Raw genomic sequence first — 16,948 nt, 5'->3', positions numbered from 1 at the left:
CGATCGGCTGTTGATACGGATCGATCGACATGGGTGGGTAGAACACTGTTTTTCGGTCGGGACCGATCTCCACCCGCCACTCCGTGTGGTGCAGCGTCCGGTGGTGATGACCGCACAACAAGATCAGATTGTCGAGATCCGTTGGGCCGCCATCGTTCCAGTGAACAATATGGTGGGCATCGCACCACCCCGACGGTGTCCCGCACCCCGGAAACGCACACCCACCATCACGAACCGCCAACGCCCGCCTCTGCGGCACCGTCGCTGTTCTCGCTTCCTTACCGCAGTCGAGCGGAACACCATTCTCATCCAACAAAATTCGCGTGACCGTGCAGTCGCACGCCAACATCCGGGCGGTATCGATACTGATCGGGCCCACCCAATCCGCCCACGCGAAACCCAGTTCCTGAGTCGACGGCAGTAGATCCTTCAAGGCTTTGAGGTCCGTCATGTCTTTCGCCGACGCAGTCACCGTGATGTGCGGTTTCACCCCGCCCTCGATCGGACCCAACCCCGCCCGCTCGTACCGCCGCAGTAGTTCGCAAAACCCGTCCGCCCGCCGTAGCGCCGGCGTACGGGTGTCCTTCACGCCGTCCTTCTCCGGCGTCGGAGCCGACAGACTCGACAACAACGTGATCAACCGGGCCCCGTTCACCGCATCCAGATCGCCCTTCACCGACACGCGCCCGTACAAACCTTTCGACGCGTAGAACTCGTTACGCTCCGAATCCTCACCGACCGGAACGCCGTCCTCGCGTTTGCCGTACTGCTTCTCGATCCGGCGGATCGCCGCCCGCACCGCATCACAATCGGCAATGTTCTTCGACGCCAGGCCAAGCAGAATCCCGCGGGCCTTGTCCACATCCGCCGGCGTCATGTTCTTCGGCGGATGCTGACAAAACGACGCCACCTGACGGGCTTTCAACGCATCCACGTCACCACGATGAAACGCATCCGCGACAACCGGTTCGAGCATCAACAACCGCGCCAACCCGACCAACAGACTGCACTCACCGATCTCCAGATTCGTCGAACCATGCAACCACTGCGCGATCGCCCGAAAACCCTTCCCACCGAGAACCTCACGGGAAAACATCTCCACGATCAGCAACACCATCCGCGACTGCAACTCGTGCCGGACACGCACCAGATCCAGAACCTCCCCCTTGAGGTCCTCGCCATCCAGTTGCCACGCATCCCGACTGTCCATGCTCAAAGTTTAATCGAACAAAGTTTCGAAAGCAAGAGAATCGCAGGCGAAAATTGCTGCTGTCCAGCTACTTTCGACAATTCGGGCAAATGTCAGATTGAACCCAACTCGCGCGCACGAGCTACCGCCGACGTCCGCGACTTCACTCCCAACTTGCCGAAGATGTGAACCAGATGCGATTTGACCGTGGTCTCACTCAGGAACAGTTCTTTGCCGATCTCTCGGTTGGAGCGACCCGCCGCCACCAACTTCAGAACTTCGATTTCCCTTGGACTGAGGCTGGTTTCGGGTTTGCGTACCCGAGTCATGAGCTTCGACGCGATGGCGGGGGAGAGAACGCTGTCCCCGCTCGCAGCGGCGCGGACGGCTGACAGCAACTCGACCGGTGGTGTGTCCTTGAGTAGGTACCCGCTGGCCCCGGCCTCGACAGCGCTCAAGATGTCTGCATCCGTGTCGTAGTTGGTCACGACGAGTACGTGCGGCGGATTCGGCAGCGCGCACACCGCGCGGGTGGCGTCGACGCCCGTCTTCCCGGGGCCGAATCGCAGGTCCATGAGCACGAGGTCGACCGGCGTGGTGGCGCAGAAGGCTATGGCTTCCTCGGCGGTGCCCGCTTCGCCGACTACCTCGATGTCGGCTTCGCTTTCGAGCAGCGCTCGTAACCCGGCGCGCACGATCGCGTGATCGTCGGCGAGCAGCAGGCGGATCACGGTTCGCCGACTTCGAGAGGAAACGTCACTGCGACGGCCGTGTGTCCCGGCTCGGACTCGATGGAGAAAGTCCCGCCCTGCAGTTCGACGCGCCGGCGAATTGCATTGAGGCCGAAAGATTCCGCCGGGCCACGTTCGAGAACTGCCACGTCGAAGCCGCGACCGTTGTCGACCACGTCGAGGCTGACGGTGTCGTCGGAATAGGTCAGTGTCACAGCCATTCTGGTTGCATCCGCATGGCGGAGAACATTGGACACCGCGCCCTGAGCGATGCGTACCAATGTTGCTTCGAGGGGCATCGGTAGCCGGACTGCCTCGCCTTCGACCACGGAGCGCGCTTCCAGTTCAGGACTGCTCGCGCGTTCGCAGATTCGACGAAGCGCGTCGGCGAGCGACTGACCGTCCAAGGCCGCGGGTGTCAATTCGGCGATGAGTTGGCGGGTTTCGGCAAGACTGTCCGCGGCAGTTTCCCGTGCGAGGCTGATCTGACGGATGGCCGGGCTGTCCGGATCGGCGCGTTCGGCAGCGTGAAGGAGCATCTGGATGCTCGAAAGTCCTTGGGCCACGGTGTCGTGAATCTCGGCGGCGAGTCTTTCACGTTCCGCGAATTTTCCGGCATCGCGGGACGTCGACGCCAATTCTTCACGAGTATTCATCAACTCGTCGATGAGACGACCGCGCTCGGCTGCCTCGCGGTACAGCGCTTGATATCCGAGGCCGATTGCAACCGCTACGGCAGCGCCGATGATCGGGCCGACGGCGCCGGCAATCGTCCATCCACGATGCAGGCCGGTGCCGACCACGGCGACAGCCGTTGCCGCGGTGACGGCGAGAAGACTCCAGGGGCGTCGCAGAATATGGAGATAGAGGAAGAAGAGTCCGAACGCGAGGTAGGCGGCGTCGGCGGATACCGCCATCGTCGCGATCCAGACGAGGGTCAGCACGGCCAGCCACCAGCGGGCAGCGTTGCCGCGCAGCCTTTTGGCGACCCCGAAAAGATAGACGGCAACGAAGATCACGGCCAACGCGATGATTGTTGCGGTCAGGTCGGATTCGTCGATCAGCGCTCGAAGAAACACCACACCGGCCAGCGCCATGACAAGGACATGCAGGCCCAGTTGTAGGCCGGCGAAGACAGGCGTGAGCGGAGATCGGTGCATCTCGCCCAGCTTAGCGAGGTTCGGGCCTGGTTCATCCATCAAAAGTTGTAAACCGGGATGGTTCTTTCGAGCGCTGGAATGTCGATCCGAGGTGCGATGGAAAGAGTCTGCATCCGCGAGAGCGTAGAGGCAAGCACAGGAAAGGAATTCACAGTGTTTGTCGCAATGAGGGACTTACGGGCAGCGCGAGGTCGTTTCGCGCTGATCTCCGTCGTGGTTCTGTTGGTTGCACTTCTGGTCAGTTTTCTCAGCGGGTTGACTGCAGGACTTCGCCATCAGAACGTGTCGGCCATCGAGGCCATGAATGCCGACACGGTGGTGTTCGCCGACACCGGAGCCGGGGCGTCGTTCGACGAGTCGGCGCTCACGCAGGACCAGGTCAACGCTTGGACCTCCACGTCGAAGGACGTCGATCCCATCGGAATCGGTCGCGGGAAAGCGGGATTGGCCGACGGAAATCAGAAGTCGGTGGCCCTGTTCGGCGCTGATGGCGGTTTCGGTGACGTGACGCCGCCGGCGTCAGGCACGGTGGTGTTGAGCGAAGGTGCCGCCCGCGATCTGGGGGCGGGCGCCGGCGATCAGGTGAGTGTCGGTACGCAGCAGTTCACCGTCAGCGCCGTTCGCGGTGACGACTGGTACAGCCATTCGCCCGTCGTCTGGATGACGCTCGACGACTGGCAGGCGGCCAATCCACGCGGCGGAGTTGCGACAGTACTGGCTGTCACCGGAGCCTCCGACGCTTCCGCAACGGACAAGGCGGCTGCGACGACGTCGACGACGGTCAGCGGTTCGCTCGACGCGATCGGTTCGTACAAGTCGGAGAACGGGTCGTTGACGTTGATGACGCTCATGTTGTTCGCGATCTCAGCCTTGGTGATCGGTGCGTTCTTCACGGTGTGGACGATCCAGCGAACTCCGGACATCGCGACGCTGAAAGCGCTCGGTGCGACTACCGGTTCGCTGGTGCGCGACGCACTGGGTCAGGCGCTCATCGTTCTGATTGCCGGTGTCACCGTCGGAATCGGGCTGACGGCCGTGGCCGGATCGCTGATCGGTGACGCCATGCCGTTTGTCCTGGACGCATCCACCACCGTCGTACCTGCCGTGGCATTGATCGGGCTCGGTCTGCTCGGCGCGGCCTTTGCACTTCGATTCCTCTCGACCCCCGATCCACTCACAGCATTGGGGAGCGCACGATGACCATGACAACCGGCACCACAGTTCTCGACATCCAGAACGTCGATCTGACGTTTCCCGATGGGCAATCGCGGGTGACGGCGCTGGACGACGTGTCTCTGCGACTGCACCGCGGCGAGATCGCCGCGATCACCGGGCCCTCGGGTTCGGGCAAGTCCAGCCTGTTGGCGGTGGCGTCGACGCTGATCCGTCCGGATTCCGGGCACGTCTATCTCCGGACGCCGGAAGGCAGCACCGACATCGCTGCGCTGAGTCGGCGGGCGGCGTCGGAGCTGCGACGCTCGTCGATCGGCATCGTCTTCCAACAGTCGAACCTCGTGTCTTCGCTGACTGCACTGGAGCAGCTCGAGGTGATGGCGCATCTGGGGCAGTCCGTGTTCACGTCACGGGCCCGTCGCAAGGCCGTGAAATCAAAAGCGATGGATTTGCTGGACGCTGTCGGGCTCGCGGATCAGAGCGGAAAACGGCCGTCCCAGCTGTCGGGCGGACAGCGACAGCGCGTCAATCTTGCGCGAGCATTGATGAACGATCCGCAGCTTCTCGTGGTCGACGAGCCCACGAGTGCGCTCGATCAGGAGCGCGGTGCCGCTGTCATGGATCTGATCATCGGGGTGGTGCGGGAACGCGAGGCGGCAACCCTTCTCGTGACACACGACCGAAGTCACCTGTCTCGGATGGATACTGTCTATCGTGTTGTTGACGGTTCCTTGGCGGAGGATCAGGAGGCGCTCGCGGCGTGACTCAGGCGGGCACGATTCGGGCATTCGTCACTGCATCCGGGCGGGAAGTCAACCCGCGATTTGCTGGGCAGTTAGACTGTTGTCGACTCGGGCAACTTGAGAGGACGTGTTATGGAACGCCGCCGCAACGTTGCGCAGCCGCCACAATCGCCGATTGCGGATCTGGAGCAGATGCCTGCCCTGATTCTCCTCGACAGGCTTCCGGTGCCGGTCATGGCCGTTCACCGCGACGGCAGCATCGTTTTTGCCAATCCGTCCTTCGCTGACATGCTGGGATATCCCAAGAAGGCCGTCTCGGCGTTGCGTTTGCAGGACATCCTCTACGACAAGGATGCCGACGACGTCAGTGCAGAGCAGGCCCATCGTGAACTGAGTTCCGAGCCGGGCTCGGTCAAGGAGTTCGTGCACTCCGACTCCACGTTGGTGCGCGCGACGGTCAGCCAGTCTCTGCTCCGACGGGACGACGACACGATCACCCTTGCCGTCCTCCACGATCTGACAGAGCGCCTGTGGAACAACCCACGGCACATCGACGACAAGCCCACCAAGTAATCCCAGCTACTTCCGGGATTTGACGGTTCGGTCCAGGCCGAGGGTGGCGGCAAGGGTGTTGACCACCCATTCTTCGTACTGTTGGCCGGTCCAACCCGCGCCGACCACGAGGTCTGTGTAGGTCTCGGGACTGAGCAGCGTGAGTGCGACGTTCACGGCTGTTTCGAGGTCGACGGTTGGCGCTTTTTCGACGATGCCGACCATCAGATGTTCCTGCACCGTGCGTCTCTGAGTGCGGTTGATTTGCCACAGACGGGCGGCGTCCTCGTCGGCGGAAGCGGCGGCCCGCAGTGCCAGCAGGATGTCTGCGGTGCGTTCCAGAATGAGCCGTCCGTGGTGAACCTGAATCCGGAGTTGCCCGAGTGGATGTGGGGCGCCGAGTGCTGCCGCCACCCACGGACGGTCGAGAGTTGCCGTCTTTTCCTCGTCGCCCGCAACGGCCACGTCGAGCAGTGCTGACAGCACGCTCGGCTTGTTGCCGAACACGAAATAGACACTCTGCACCGACACGCCCGCCGCCGCGGCAAGCTGCTTGATCGTGGCGGCCGCGTAGCCGGGATCGACAAAAACCTCACGCGCTGCCTCGATGATCTTGCGCCGCGCCGACGTGTCTTCCCGAAGAACCTCAGTCATGATTAGAGTCTAACTCTAGAGTCGAACTCTAGCGACTCGGGAGGCGAAGTAATGACGAAGGTTCTTGTACTCGGTGGCTACGGTGCCGTCGGGATTCCCCTGATGAAACAACTCGCGAAGGTCCCCGAAATCTCCGCGTACTCCGCCGGCCGTGACCCTGCCCGCGCGGACGTCGTCGTTGATCTTAAAGAACCAGGCGCGTATTCGACTGTGGTTCGAGACTTCGATGTCGTGGTGAATGCGTCGGGTTTCGAGGATGTTCGCCTGGCCGACGAAGCGGTACGCGGTGGGGCGGCATTCGTCGACATCACGGCGACCTCGAGCTACTGCGAAGAATTGGAAGCGGTCGACGGACCCGTTCTCATGGGCGTCGGGTTGGCGCCGGGATTGACCAGTGTCCTTGCCGCCGAGGCGCATCGACTCGGCGACGGACCCGTGGACATCCTGATCGGCCTCGGCGGTGGAGAACTACACGGGCCGGCCGCAACGGCGTGGACGTACGGGATGTTGGGCACGAGGTTTCCTGATCCCGACGGACGATCGGTCCGCAACTACACCGGGATGAAGACGTTTCGAATACCGGCCGATGCGACCGGCTACCGCACCGGTCCTGCTGTGCGGGCCGACTTTTCGGACCAGCATGCGTTGACGCGAGACCTCGGTGTTCCGGTCAGGACGTACCTGCGATTGGACACGTCCACCGCGACGCTCGGACTTGCGGCCATGACGTGGGCACCCGCGCTACAGAAGGTCGTGCCGAAGAAGCTGTGGGGCTCGGATCGTTGGGTAGCGATGGCCCGAGCGGATACCGGCCCGGCGCTGTGGGTTTCGGGGCGTAGCCAGTCGGTCGCGACGGCAGCTATCGCCGCGCGCGCCGTGCAGGTGATTCGGGATGCCGCGATCTCGAAGCCGACGTGGTTCCACGCGGTGGAAACCACCGAGTCGTTGCAAGCGGCGGTTCCCGAACTGTCAGTGCGGCAATGGGATGGTGCGAGCCGATCGTCCGGCAAGACTGTCCACTAGTCGGGGCGAGCCGAGAAACGGCAATCCGGCGGCCGCATTGGTGAGACAACCGGGTACGACGACGCGGACGACGTGCAGGCCGGCGTGGAGAACATCAGTTGTGGTGAGATCGACCCATGCCGGCCGGAAACCGGCTGCCGTCAGAGCGCTTTCGGTGCCGGCGGCTGATGTCAGAGAGTCGAGTCCCACCTCGCCGACGACGGCACCGACCAGCTCACTCTCGAATCGTGCTTGGATCTTCGGGTCCAGGTGAAGTTGCAAGTGGCATCCGTAGTCCATCACGTCGGCAAAATCCGATCGGTAGGCGCCTGCATAGCTTCGGTCAGCTCGCCAAGGCGCAAGCGGACTGGTCGGGGAGGCCGCGGCTCGACCGATGCCGCTCTGCGGGTTGTCGTAGTCGGCGGAAAGCAGCTGCAGCTGAAGCGCTTCGCCGAGTGACTTGAACGCAGCCGTCTGCGCTTCTTCGTGGCAGGCGGTACCGATGGTCGAGTATCCGGTGAGTCCGTCGTGGACGAGGGCGCCGAGCACCGGGATCCCGAAATCGCTGTCGAATGACAACCACCTGGTCGAGAGGGTGCCGTGATTCCCCAGTCGCCGAAGCACCTCGGGAATGCCGGTGACGATCCGAACGCCGCGTCTTCCGTTCCAGGACAACGTCATCGCGTCTCGTTCGACTATCTCGCGCAAGGCATTGTCGATTGCGAACTTCACCGAGGGTCCGGCGGCGAGACCCGCCTGAGCCACCGGAGAGATCGCCGGACCCGTCCGGGCGACGAAATGAGGATACGAACCCCAGACGAGTTCGGCCGGTACCCAGATATCCGAACCCGTGATCAGGTCGGCTCCGCGAGTCCAGTCCATCTCCAGATCGTCGGTTGGTTCGACGAACGGGAACTGTGGCCGCGCGTACTGGGCAGTGTCGAAACGCGCGAGTTGTGACAGGTCGATGCTTGCTCCGATCAACGCTTCGGCCGACCCGCGGACGATCGGTTTGGCGACGATGTTGCCGCAATACCGTTCCACCGCTTCGCCTATCGCAGCTGCGGTAGGCCGCGCACGGTCACCCAGATCGAAGCAATATCCGGCGCCGGCCGAGTCACTGGACCAGGGTGAAAAGCGTGCTGAATCACTGACATACGAGTGAATCAGCTTGAACTCGGGCGGAAAGTGCTGGGGAACAACGGCGTCGACCAACTCTCGAATGATCCCAGTTCGGCGGTCGACGAGCGAAGATGTCATGCGAGGGGGACCGGCAGATGCAGATGGGTGGTCGATGCGCTGGTCAATCTGCTACCTCCAAGAAGGGGAAAAGCTGCTGGGGCGTTGTTGTACAGGCCCGGAGTCAGGATGCGGACGACGTGCAACCCGGCAATCGAGATGTCGCCGGTGGTGAGATCGACGGAAATCGGCTGGTGTCCCCGTGACATCAGAAGCGCTACGAGAGAAGCCAGATCCAACGGCGCTTCGTCGGGAATCTCTGATACCGAGAGTGTTTCGGTGTAGTCGAAGAGATGTTCCTCTGCGGCCAGGGCCATCACGGGATCGAGATAGAGTTGGGCGACGGTCGGCAGATCGACGATGTCTTTCCATTGCGGATCGAACTCGTCCCGGTAACGACGGTCGGCCCGAAAGGGTTTGTACAGGTGCGCCGGCAGCGTTCCGTCCGCCACGCTGCGCCAGGTCGGCCCGTCGGGGTCGGCGAGGTCGATCGTGATGGCAAGTCCGGCATACGCCTCGACAAGCGCCTTTGAGACTGCCGCCTCCACCGTCGGTCGACAAGCTGTGCCCAGCGCGACCAGTCCACGTCGGTCATCGCGGATCCACGCTGCGGCGACGGGAATGCCGAAGGGGGAGGGAAGCAGCAGCACTCGAACGCTCCGGGTCTGGCTCTCCAGATCCCCGAGTTGGCGGTGCGCAGGCAACCGCTCCCAGTCGGAAAGCTCGATCGCCGGCTGTGACCGGTCCCCGCACCACCACAGCGCGGTGGCATCGCGTTCGAGAAGTTCCAGCAGAGCTGACATCTCGGCCTCGTCGCGTGAGCGTCCCGCTGCGATTCCGGCGTACTGCAACGACGCGATCGGTGGCTCGCAGCGACGGGTGCCTGTGTAGTACCCGAGATAAGTCAGGGCCGCAGGCACGTAGGTGGGCACCTTTTCGTCCATGGTGTGACCCAATGCCCAGCGAATGTTCAGATCAGAGGTGAAGGGAACAAAGGGGAATCCGGGAAGGCGGTACTGATCCTCGCTGTACAACGCAAATTTCGCCGGATCGACGACCCGTGAGCCGGCCAGTTCCAGCGCTGATGCACTGCTGCGGACCAGATCCTCGGGGACCATGTTGCCGCAATATCTTTCGACGGCCTCACCGGTTGCCGCCCCGCGGGCCGCTGCATCGTTGCGTATCGAAGCCCCGAATCCGTAAGGGTCCGCGCGAAACAGTGAACCGCTGCCGCCGAAGTTTCTGGTGTCGGCCACCCTCGCGGCCCAACCGACCCAGCCCGTCGGCATGTCCGAGCGAATGTGTGGTTCCAGTGAGGTCAGCACGCCGCTCCGGGCGTCGACCAGCAAGTCATCCACCGTCAGTTCCTCCGAGTATCGGCAGGGTCAACGACCCGGAAAATGATTGGTGCAGTGCGGTACTGCGTGTTCCTCGATAGCGATCACCGTCTCCGAGATTGCGTGCGAGGCGGGGGAAGTCCGAGCCGGCGATCCGCAGCGACAAGACATCACCCGCGCGCACAGTGTGCAACACGGGATCCAGATCGATGGTCACCATCGTCGGCTGCAGGCTGACACCCGCGCCACGTGCGATCGATCTGGTAACTCCAGCGGGATCTACGACGCTCAGTTCGGCGATCCAATCGGCTTCGCCCTCGGGTGAATGCACTTTCAGCTCCACCGATGGTGTTCCGGAGAGTACGGAGTCGTGCTTGATATCGAAAGTCAAGACAACACAGTTGTTTCGGTCCCGTGAGGCGTCATACAGGAAGCTGTAGGCCGCATCCTTCCGCTCTGGTTCGAGATGAACGCGATTCGCACCCGTGACAAACGGTTCGGTCGACCATTCGCCGACACCCCGGTCGAATACCCGATTGATGGTCAGGGGCCGCGCAGCGAATACCGATTCCATCCACTCGACCTGAAGGCGGCCGAAACTTGTCTCGCCGACCCTTCCAGGGCGGAGGTCGTGCGCCCAGGGGCCCACGATCAAACTCTGCGGCCCGCGCCCCACGGACGTGAAGTGCCGCAGTGTCTCCCGAATCATCGCATCGTCCCAACCGCCGATGTGCAGCCCGGCGATGTCGAGTTCGGAGAGTTCGTCCGCGGACACCAGATCATCGCCACCGAAGTCTTCGCGTTTACGAGCGCGAAGGATCGGCGTCAACCAGCCCGGTGAATCGGAGGTCAGGCCGACCTCCTCGATCATCGACTGCACCGGGAGATGTTCCAGCAAAGACGAATCCGAACGCATCAGTTCAGGGATGAAACCCTCACGAGAGGAAGACGAATCTCCGTGCTCGCCCCACCACGCCAGATGCTCGGCGAGGAGAAGTATCCCCGAGGGATCACGTTTGACGCGGTCGCTTCCGATGGTCGGCACCTTGGAGACGACGCCGTCTACACGAAATGACCGATCGGCGCTGTTGGTCTCGGCAGCAAATGCCCAGGCGGTTCCGGCCGCATACGAAGCCCCGCTTGCGATGACGCACTCCGGTGTCCACGGCTGATCCTGCAGCCACTCGGCAAGGGCGGCGCTGTCCTCGCGCTCGTGGACGTACGGTACCCAAGATCCGGTGGAATCGTGCCGTCCACGTACGTCCTGACAGATGAAGGCAATTCCTCGTGATCGCCATTCGAGCCCCTCCGCCAGATGCCATCCACGCCCGTACGGGGTGCGGATCACGATCAGTCCCCGCGGTGAAGAATCCGGTGGGAGAAGCACATCCGTAGCCAACGAAGAACCGTCTGCCGCCGGGATCTTCACTCCGAGTGAGATCACCGGAGCGTCGGCGAAGGCTCGAGAACGCCGCCCGGCAGAGGTAGCACGGGATGGCGAGTCATCATGAGGGTTCGCGGATTCATCCGGATCTGGTGGTGAAGGTGTGATGGCGGTGCGCCATGTACACCAGCCACGACGTCCGAACATGCAAGCGCACTGGCCATTGCGGCTGCGGTGGGTTCAAGTTCGAGCGGGCGAGGTTCGCTGCCGGCGAGGTGATTCCACAGTGCCCGCAGATGATCCGGGACGCGCGACGCGGCAAGCCGTCGACCGCAGACGTCCCGGTAGCTTGCGCTGCCGATACCGCCGAAGAAGGGTCCGATGCAGATCTCACCCAGCTCCGCGTGGACGCGTTGCCACGGTGTTTGGTTTCGGCGGCACCAGGTATCGAGTTCCGACCACTCGTCGTGAGGAGGAGCACCGGCAACCGACAGTACGAGGTCCGACGACGCAACGTCGTCTTCGATTGGCGCAGTGGTGGATACGACCTCGAGATGCGGAAGAGCCTTGGAGAGCAGGGCGATGCAAGCATCGGCAACGGGTCCGATCCCGTCCATCAGCACACGCTGTGGACCCGGAATCTCCGGCGCTTGACCCGGAACAACCAGCACGCCGCGAGAGACGAGGGCGTCGGCGATCTCGATAGCTCCCGGGCCGAGCACCGAACCAGAGCGCCTGAGAAAGTTGTCGAGTTCCGCGAGGTCTTCGGCCGGCGCGCCGATCGTGACCGCGTTCTCGTCCGGTGTCAGGTAATGCCAAACACCGTCCGGGGTCGGATACAGCTGGTGTCCGTCGGCGAGGGCGTACACGGATCTCCTTGTCGGTGCCCGCACCCGACGAGTCGGATGCGGGCGGGGTCATCGGCCGATCAGACTGTCGAAACAGTCTGGATCAGGGGAGGTTTCAGCTCTGGAAGCTGAACGGGTTGTCGACGAGGGCGTTGGTGCCCACACCCTGCAGGGCGTGTGCGGACGTTGCCTCGGCAACCGGCTCGAAGGTAAACGGGTTGTCGACGAGAGCGTTGGTGCCGACGCCCTGGAGTGCATTGGCCGGAGCCGAGTTGGAGACGCTGTCGAACGAAATGTTGCTCATTGTCATCCCTTCCGTAATGGAAACCATTTCCATTACGATGCCACCGTACGAAAGATCGCCACGGAGAGCAACAGGTACAAGAGAGTGCATACATGAGCGAGACCCCGACGACGGGATCCGTCGAAGCGCAACCACATGTCTTTCGGGACAGATCGTTTCGATTGTTCTTCACGGCTCGTACGATTGCCGTAGCCGGTGCGGCGGTCACCGGAGTGGCCATGCCGATCCTGGTGTTCGACATCAGCCGGTCTCCGTTTCTCACCTCGCTCGCGGCTGCGGGGACGGTTCTGCCGTATCTCGTGTTCGGCTTGTTCGCCGGCGCCGTGGCAGACCGAGTCAACCGGCGGACGGTCATCCTGTGTGCGCAGGCCGTAGCTGCACTTGCTTTGGCGAGTATTCCGGCGGCGCAGGCACTCGGCGTATTGACGGCGTGGCATGCCGTCGGCGTATCGATGTGCATCGGAACGTGTTTCGTGTGGTTCGACGCCGCTGCTTTCGGAGCGCTGCCTGCTCTGGTCGGTCGGCAGAGGATACCGGCGGCCAACAGCGCGCTGTGGACGTCCAGCACGCTGATCGATGTTGTCTTTCCGGCGATAGCCGGCGTGCTTGTGGCCTCGATCGGCCCGGCCTACGCATTGGGTGCTGATGCACTGGCTTACGTACTGGCCGGGCTGGCCATGGCCTCGATCGGAGCCTCGTTTTCGATTACTCCTGCGGCGCCGAAGAAGTCGGGAACCGGAATTGCGCGTGACATACGCGAGGGCCTCAGCTTCCTCTGGCGGTCGCCGCTTCTGCGAGCCTTGACCGGCGTCGGCTTCGTCAATTCCCTGACGCAGGGTGCGGTTACGGCGCTCCTGGTGGTGTACGCATCCGAGAGGCTTGGGATTTCGACGTCGAGTCCGATGATCGGCGCCGTGTGGACGGCCGTCTCCGTGGGTGGAGTGGTCGGGGCGCTCGTGCTTCCACGCCTACCGGCGCAGTGGCCGGTCGGGGCGATCACTGTCGGGGCGCTGACCATCGCCCCGGTGGTGCTGTTCGTCGTTGCGACAACCGGCAACACCGGCGCCGCGATCACGGCGCTCGTCGTCTACTCCGGCTGTGCGACCGTCACCATCCTCAATGGCATCGGTGCACGTCAGCGCCTGACTCCGGATCGTCTGCAGGGGCGCGTGAACACCACGGCGAGGATGGTCGCCTGGGGTGGTTCGCCGGTCGGCGCCTTGATTGCCGGGGCAATCGCAGGACGCTGGGACATCGGCACCGCCTACCTCGTTGCGTGCATCTTTGCGCTGGTCGGGGCGCTCTTCGCGTGGGCGAGCGCGCTGCGGACCGACCCTTATCCGCACAAATGAGCATGTGACTATTAATGAAAACGACTGTCGTTATGGTTAGATCCACCTGTTCATGACTGCGAACCCCACCGACTCAGGAGTGCGATGACGCTGACCAGCGAGGCAGCACCACGAGTGCCGTCGCGTCCACATCCCGTCGGCGAGCGCGGGTACGTCCCGTTTCTGTTGGCCACGGCGGTTGTGCTTGTCGCGGTCTCCACCGTCGCGGTGTGGTCGGGTGCCGCGTCGGTGTCCTTTGCCGACGTGTTCGCGGTGTTGTACGCACACGTCGGCGGTCCGCCGGTCGACCCGTTGCTCGATCGGATCGTGTGGGGATTGCGGGTACCGCGCATTCTGATTGCGGCATTGGCGGGCGCCGGGCTGTCGCTGGCCGGCGCCGTGCTGCAAGCGTTGGTGCGCAACCCGATTGCCGATCCGTACATTCTGGGCGTGGGTTCCGGAGCATCCTTCGGTGCAGTACTGATCATGACGACCGGCATCGGCACCGGCCTGTCGATCGGTGTTCCGGTGGCAGCCTTCCTGGGGGCCATGGTTTCCCTGATCGCGGTTCTCGTACTGGGTCGGCGAGAGGGAATGCTCGTCCCGCTGCGCATGGTCCTGGCCGGAGTTGCCATCGGCTATCTGCTCTCGGCTGCAACAAGTTTTGTGCAGTTGCGCGCCGATCCGAGTCAGCTTTCGGGAGTGCTCTTCTGGTTGCTGGGCTCGGTGAGCGGGGCCAGTTGGTCGGATCTAGGTGTGCCCGCCGCGGTGATCACCGTCTGCGCGGCAATTCTGTTGACACAATCGCGCCAACTCAACGCGTTGGCCATGGGAGACGAGAGCGCGCAATCGGTCGGCGTGGACGTGCGCCGTACCAGGTTGCTACTACTGGTGATCGCGTCGTTGCTGACCGCGGTTGTCGTATCCGTCGCCGGGGGAATCGGTTTCGTGGGGCTGCTCGTGCCGCACGCCGTACGACTTCTGGTCGGTTCCGATCACGGCAAGCTGCTCCCCGCGACCGCGTTGGTTGGTGCCACCTTCCTGGTGATCGTCGATCTTGCGGCTCGGATGTTGGATGCGCCCAACGAATTACCACTCGGGATCATCACCGCCGGATTGGGTGCACCGTTCTTCCTCTGGTTGCTTCGACGGGACGGCGGTGCGCAGTCATGAGATTGTCGGCCAGCGGAATTCACGTCGTTCGGGGCGGACGCCTCGTGGTTTCGGGTGTAGACCTCGAAGCGCCCGAGGGAAGCGTGGTCGGACTCGTCGGACCGAACGGCAGTGGAAAGTCCTCCCTCCTGCGCGCGTTGTATCGCTCGATGAAGCCTCGAAGCGGAATCGTGAAGGTGGACGAGGTGAATGTTTGGGACGATCTCTCGCCTCGATCGGCGGCACGCATCATCGGTGTTGTGGGGCAGGAGCATTCATCCGATTTCTCGTTCAGTGTCCGCGAGGTGGTTGCAACGGGTCGGACGCCGCATCACAGCGCGTTCTCTCGACTCGGTGAGATCGACCGAGACATCGTCAGCGCAGCACTGGTGCGAACCGGCATGCAGGGCTTTGGATCACGTCTCTTCGCCGAACTGTCCGGCGGAGAAAAGCAGCGTGTGATGTTGGCCCGGGCGATCGCTCAACAACCGTCGCTGCTGGTCCTGGACGAGCCCACCAACCACCTCGACATCCGTGCTCAACTCGAATTGATGGAATTGGTCGCCGAACTCGGTACCACGACGATTGTCGCGATCCATGAACTCGCCTTGGCCGCAGCGTATTGCGACTACGTCTGTCTGCTCTCCGGCGGGGTAGTTGTCGCGACAGGACCAACGGCCGAGGTCCTCACCGAGGACCTGCTGTCCGAAGTATTCGGGGTTCAGGTGCATCTCGGCACTCATCCGTTGACCGGGCGCCCCCTGCTTTCGTTCGCCCCTCCGCTCCTACACACGAAAGAAGCAGTGTCTTGAAATCCTCGATACGTACTGCCGCGCTGTTGTGCTCGGCCGTTACCGCCACCGCAGTACTGACCGCATGCGGAAACTCCACGGCGGATTCGGCGGCGTCGTCGTCCGAGAAGATCACCGTCACCAATTGTGATCGCGAGGTCACGGTGCCCAAGACGGTGGAGCGGATTGTCTCGCTGTATCCGTCGATGACGGAACTTCTCATTCAGCTCGGCGCCGCCGACCGCATTGTCGGACAATCGAATACCGACCTCTCTCCTCCCAGCCCCGAACTCGCTGATCAGTTCGCGGCCGTGCCGGTACTGAGCACCGGAGTTCCCGCGAAAGAAGCATTGCTCGACGCCCGTCCGGATCTGATCGTCTCCGACGGGGAATACTGGTTCGACGGTGACCGATTGCAGACCATGGACGAATTGCGTGACCTCGGCATCCCGATCTTCGTGAACAGCGGCTACTGCCACAAGGCCGTCACCGAGGGGCGGATCGACGACGTCTGGTCCGACCTCGACGGTCTCGGCGCCTTGACCGGAACTAGTGACGCGGCAGCAACCCTCCTGGCCGACGGCAAGAAGTCCCTCGCAGCAACCGAGGCATCTGTCGCCGGGCAGGAGCCGGTTCCCACTGTGATGGTTCAGGTTTCGGAGGGACAGTCCTATGCTCTGGCCAGGGGCCTCTACAGCAGTGTGCTCGAGGCCGCCGGGGGAAGCAATCTTTTCGAGAACGACCTTCCCGACGGAAAGTACTTCGGCCAGGTAGCCACGGAATCGGTGCTCGCGAAGTCGCCGAAGGCTGTCCTCGTCGTCTACTCCACCGAGTCGGCTCGGGAATCCACCCTGGATGCTGCGCGGACGGCATTTGCCGGAACCCCCGCCGCGGCGTCGAATGCGATCTTTGCCGTTCCGGAGGCGTGGTTCGCCGGCGAGTTGGTCTCGATCGACGGGGCCGGCGAGGTGTCTCGCCTGCTGCACCCGGGTTCGTGACCGCACTCGAGCGAATCGAGGCCGTCGTATCGCTGCATGCAGTGTTGGACCGGACGGTGAGTCCGTCGGAGCTACCGTTCGACGAGCACGCACTGCCGCCGGTGACGTGTGAATCCGTGGAACTGCCGGCCGCGACGCCACTGCCGGCCTGCGGGTTCGCGGACGTCTTGCAGGCACGACGGAGCCGCTACGACCCCGCACAGACGGTACTCCGAGCAGGCGAGCTGTCAAACGTGTTGCACCACAGCCTTGTCAGCAGCCCGACGGCGGGCGGGATGCGCGAACTGACGCTGTCGTTTGTTCTCAGCCGACCCGGAGACGAGCTCGGAGCCGGGGTATACCGATATGCCCGAGGCCGTG

Annotated in this window: 17 protein-coding genes and 1 pseudogene; 9 read left to right on the top strand and 9 right to left on the bottom strand. The window is 63.0% G+C overall.

The genetic code is table 11. From position 1 onward, the window contains the following. From A2J01_RS25370 to A2J01_RS25360, 3 genes are all read right to left on the bottom strand, one after another. A partial coding sequence (locus A2J01_RS25370) for an HNH endonuclease signature motif containing protein (protein WP_064113847.1) occupies positions 1–1,210 on the bottom strand: 1,210 nt, incomplete at its 3' end. Positions 1,211–1,302: 92 nt separating this feature from the next. Further along, positions 1,303–1,920, bottom strand: coding sequence for a response regulator (locus A2J01_RS25365; RefSeq protein ID WP_003943536.1), 618 nt, complete (start codon positions 1,918–1,920; stop codon positions 1,303–1,305). Beyond that, positions 1,917–3,119, bottom strand: a complete 1,203-nt coding sequence (locus A2J01_RS25360; RefSeq protein WP_003943587.1) for a sensor histidine kinase — start codon at positions 3,117–3,119, stop codon at positions 1,917–1,919. The genes A2J01_RS25365 and A2J01_RS25360 overlap by 4 nt, the downstream gene beginning before the upstream one ends. A gap of 114 nt (positions 3,120–3,233) precedes the next feature. Here A2J01_RS25360 and A2J01_RS25355 point away from each other — a divergent pair, with 114 nt between their 5' ends. The 3 genes from A2J01_RS25355 to A2J01_RS25345 all read left to right on the top strand — a co-directional run bounded on the left by A2J01_RS25355 (position 3,234) and on the right by A2J01_RS25345 (position 5,569). Continuing rightward, positions 3,234–4,280 carry an ABC transporter permease gene (locus tag A2J01_RS25355; protein ID WP_064113848.1) on the top strand — a complete coding sequence of 349 codons (1,047 nt, stop codon included), beginning with the start codon at positions 3,234–3,236 and terminating at the stop codon, positions 4,278–4,280. After that, entirely contained in the window at positions 4,277–5,017 is a 741-nt protein-coding gene (locus tag A2J01_RS25350; protein WP_003943539.1) for an ABC transporter ATP-binding protein, read from the top strand. The genes A2J01_RS25355 and A2J01_RS25350 overlap by 4 nt, the downstream gene beginning before the upstream one ends. A gap of 111 nt (positions 5,018–5,128) precedes the next feature. After that, the gene (locus A2J01_RS25345) at positions 5,129–5,569 is read left to right on the top strand and encodes a PAS domain S-box protein (protein WP_003943598.1); all 441 of its coding nucleotides are present in this window, start codon (positions 5,129–5,131) and stop codon (positions 5,567–5,569) included. Positions 5,570–5,575: 6 nt separating this feature from the next. Here the strand turns inward: A2J01_RS25345 and A2J01_RS25340 are convergent, their stop codons facing one another. Continuing rightward, positions 5,576–6,202: a TetR/AcrR family transcriptional regulator gene (locus tag A2J01_RS25340; protein WP_003943606.1), complete on the bottom strand. Its 627-nt coding sequence runs from the start codon at positions 6,200–6,202 to the stop codon at positions 5,576–5,578. 51 nt (positions 6,203–6,253) lie between these two features. Between A2J01_RS25340 and A2J01_RS25335 the strand changes: the two genes are divergently transcribed. Next, positions 6,254–7,225, top strand: a complete 972-nt coding sequence (locus A2J01_RS25335) for a hypothetical protein (RefSeq protein WP_064113846.1) — start codon at positions 6,254–6,256, stop codon at positions 7,223–7,225. Here A2J01_RS25335 and A2J01_RS25330 read toward each other — a convergent pair. From A2J01_RS25330 to A2J01_RS25310, 5 genes are all read right to left on the bottom strand, one after another. Next, complete coding sequence (locus A2J01_RS25330; RefSeq protein WP_064113845.1) at positions 7,172–8,464, bottom strand: YcaO-like family protein; 1,293 nt, start codon at positions 8,462–8,464, stop codon at positions 7,172–7,174. The two genes, A2J01_RS25335 and A2J01_RS25330, sit on opposite strands and share 54 nt — an antisense overlap. Further along, on the bottom strand, positions 8,461–9,801 hold the full coding sequence (locus A2J01_RS25325; protein WP_064113844.1) for a YcaO-like family protein: 1,341 nt from the start codon (positions 9,799–9,801) through the stop codon (positions 8,461–8,463). The genes A2J01_RS25330 and A2J01_RS25325 overlap by 4 nt, the downstream gene beginning before the upstream one ends. Further along, positions 9,794–11,224: a CocE/NonD family hydrolase gene (locus A2J01_RS25320; RefSeq protein WP_064113843.1), complete on the bottom strand. Its 1,431-nt coding sequence runs from the start codon at positions 11,222–11,224 to the stop codon at positions 9,794–9,796. The genes A2J01_RS25325 and A2J01_RS25320 overlap by 8 nt, the downstream gene beginning before the upstream one ends. Beyond that, positions 11,221–12,033, bottom strand: a complete 813-nt coding sequence (locus A2J01_RS25315; RefSeq protein ID WP_058227369.1) for a hypothetical protein — start codon at positions 12,031–12,033, stop codon at positions 11,221–11,223. The genes A2J01_RS25320 and A2J01_RS25315 overlap by 4 nt, the downstream gene beginning before the upstream one ends. A 94-nt stretch (positions 12,034–12,127) precedes the next feature. Beyond that, positions 12,128–12,316: a streptamidine-related RiPP repeat protein gene (locus A2J01_RS25310; RefSeq protein ID WP_003943543.1), complete on the bottom strand. Its 189-nt coding sequence runs from the start codon at positions 12,314–12,316 to the stop codon at positions 12,128–12,130. A gap of 92 nt (positions 12,317–12,408) precedes the next feature. On the opposite strand from A2J01_RS25310, the gene A2J01_RS25305 reads away from it, so the two are divergent. The 5 genes and pseudogenes from A2J01_RS25305 to A2J01_RS25285 form a co-directional block, all read left to right on the top strand. After that, positions 12,409–13,668, top strand: a complete 1,260-nt coding sequence (locus A2J01_RS25305) for an MFS transporter (protein WP_042920631.1) — start codon at positions 12,409–12,411, stop codon at positions 13,666–13,668. 84 nt (positions 13,669–13,752) lie between these two features. Then, on the top strand, positions 13,753–14,820 hold the full coding sequence (locus A2J01_RS25300) for a FecCD family ABC transporter permease (RefSeq protein ID WP_042920630.1): 1,068 nt from the start codon (positions 13,753–13,755) through the stop codon (positions 14,818–14,820). After that, a complete protein-coding gene (locus tag A2J01_RS25295; RefSeq protein ID WP_042920629.1) occupies positions 14,817–15,611 on the top strand; it encodes an ABC transporter ATP-binding protein in 795 nt (264 codons plus the stop codon). Before A2J01_RS25300 ends, A2J01_RS25295 begins: the two co-directional genes overlap by 4 nt. Further along, entirely contained in the window at positions 15,608–16,588 is a 981-nt protein-coding gene (locus A2J01_RS25290) for an ABC transporter substrate-binding protein (RefSeq protein ID WP_064113842.1), read from the top strand. The genes A2J01_RS25295 and A2J01_RS25290 overlap by 4 nt, the downstream gene beginning before the upstream one ends. After that, positions 16,585–16,948 (top strand): annotated as a pseudogene (locus A2J01_RS25285) (SagB family peptide dehydrogenase); the annotation flags it as partial. The gene A2J01_RS25290 and the pseudogene A2J01_RS25285, both read left to right, overlap by 4 nt.

Source organism: Rhodococcus sp. EPR-134 (assembly GCF_001647205.1).
Classification (GTDB): Bacteria; Actinomycetota; Actinomycetes; order Mycobacteriales; family Mycobacteriaceae; genus Rhodococcus_F; species Rhodococcus_F qingshengii.
This window is presented reverse-complemented; position numbering and strand designations above follow the sequence as displayed.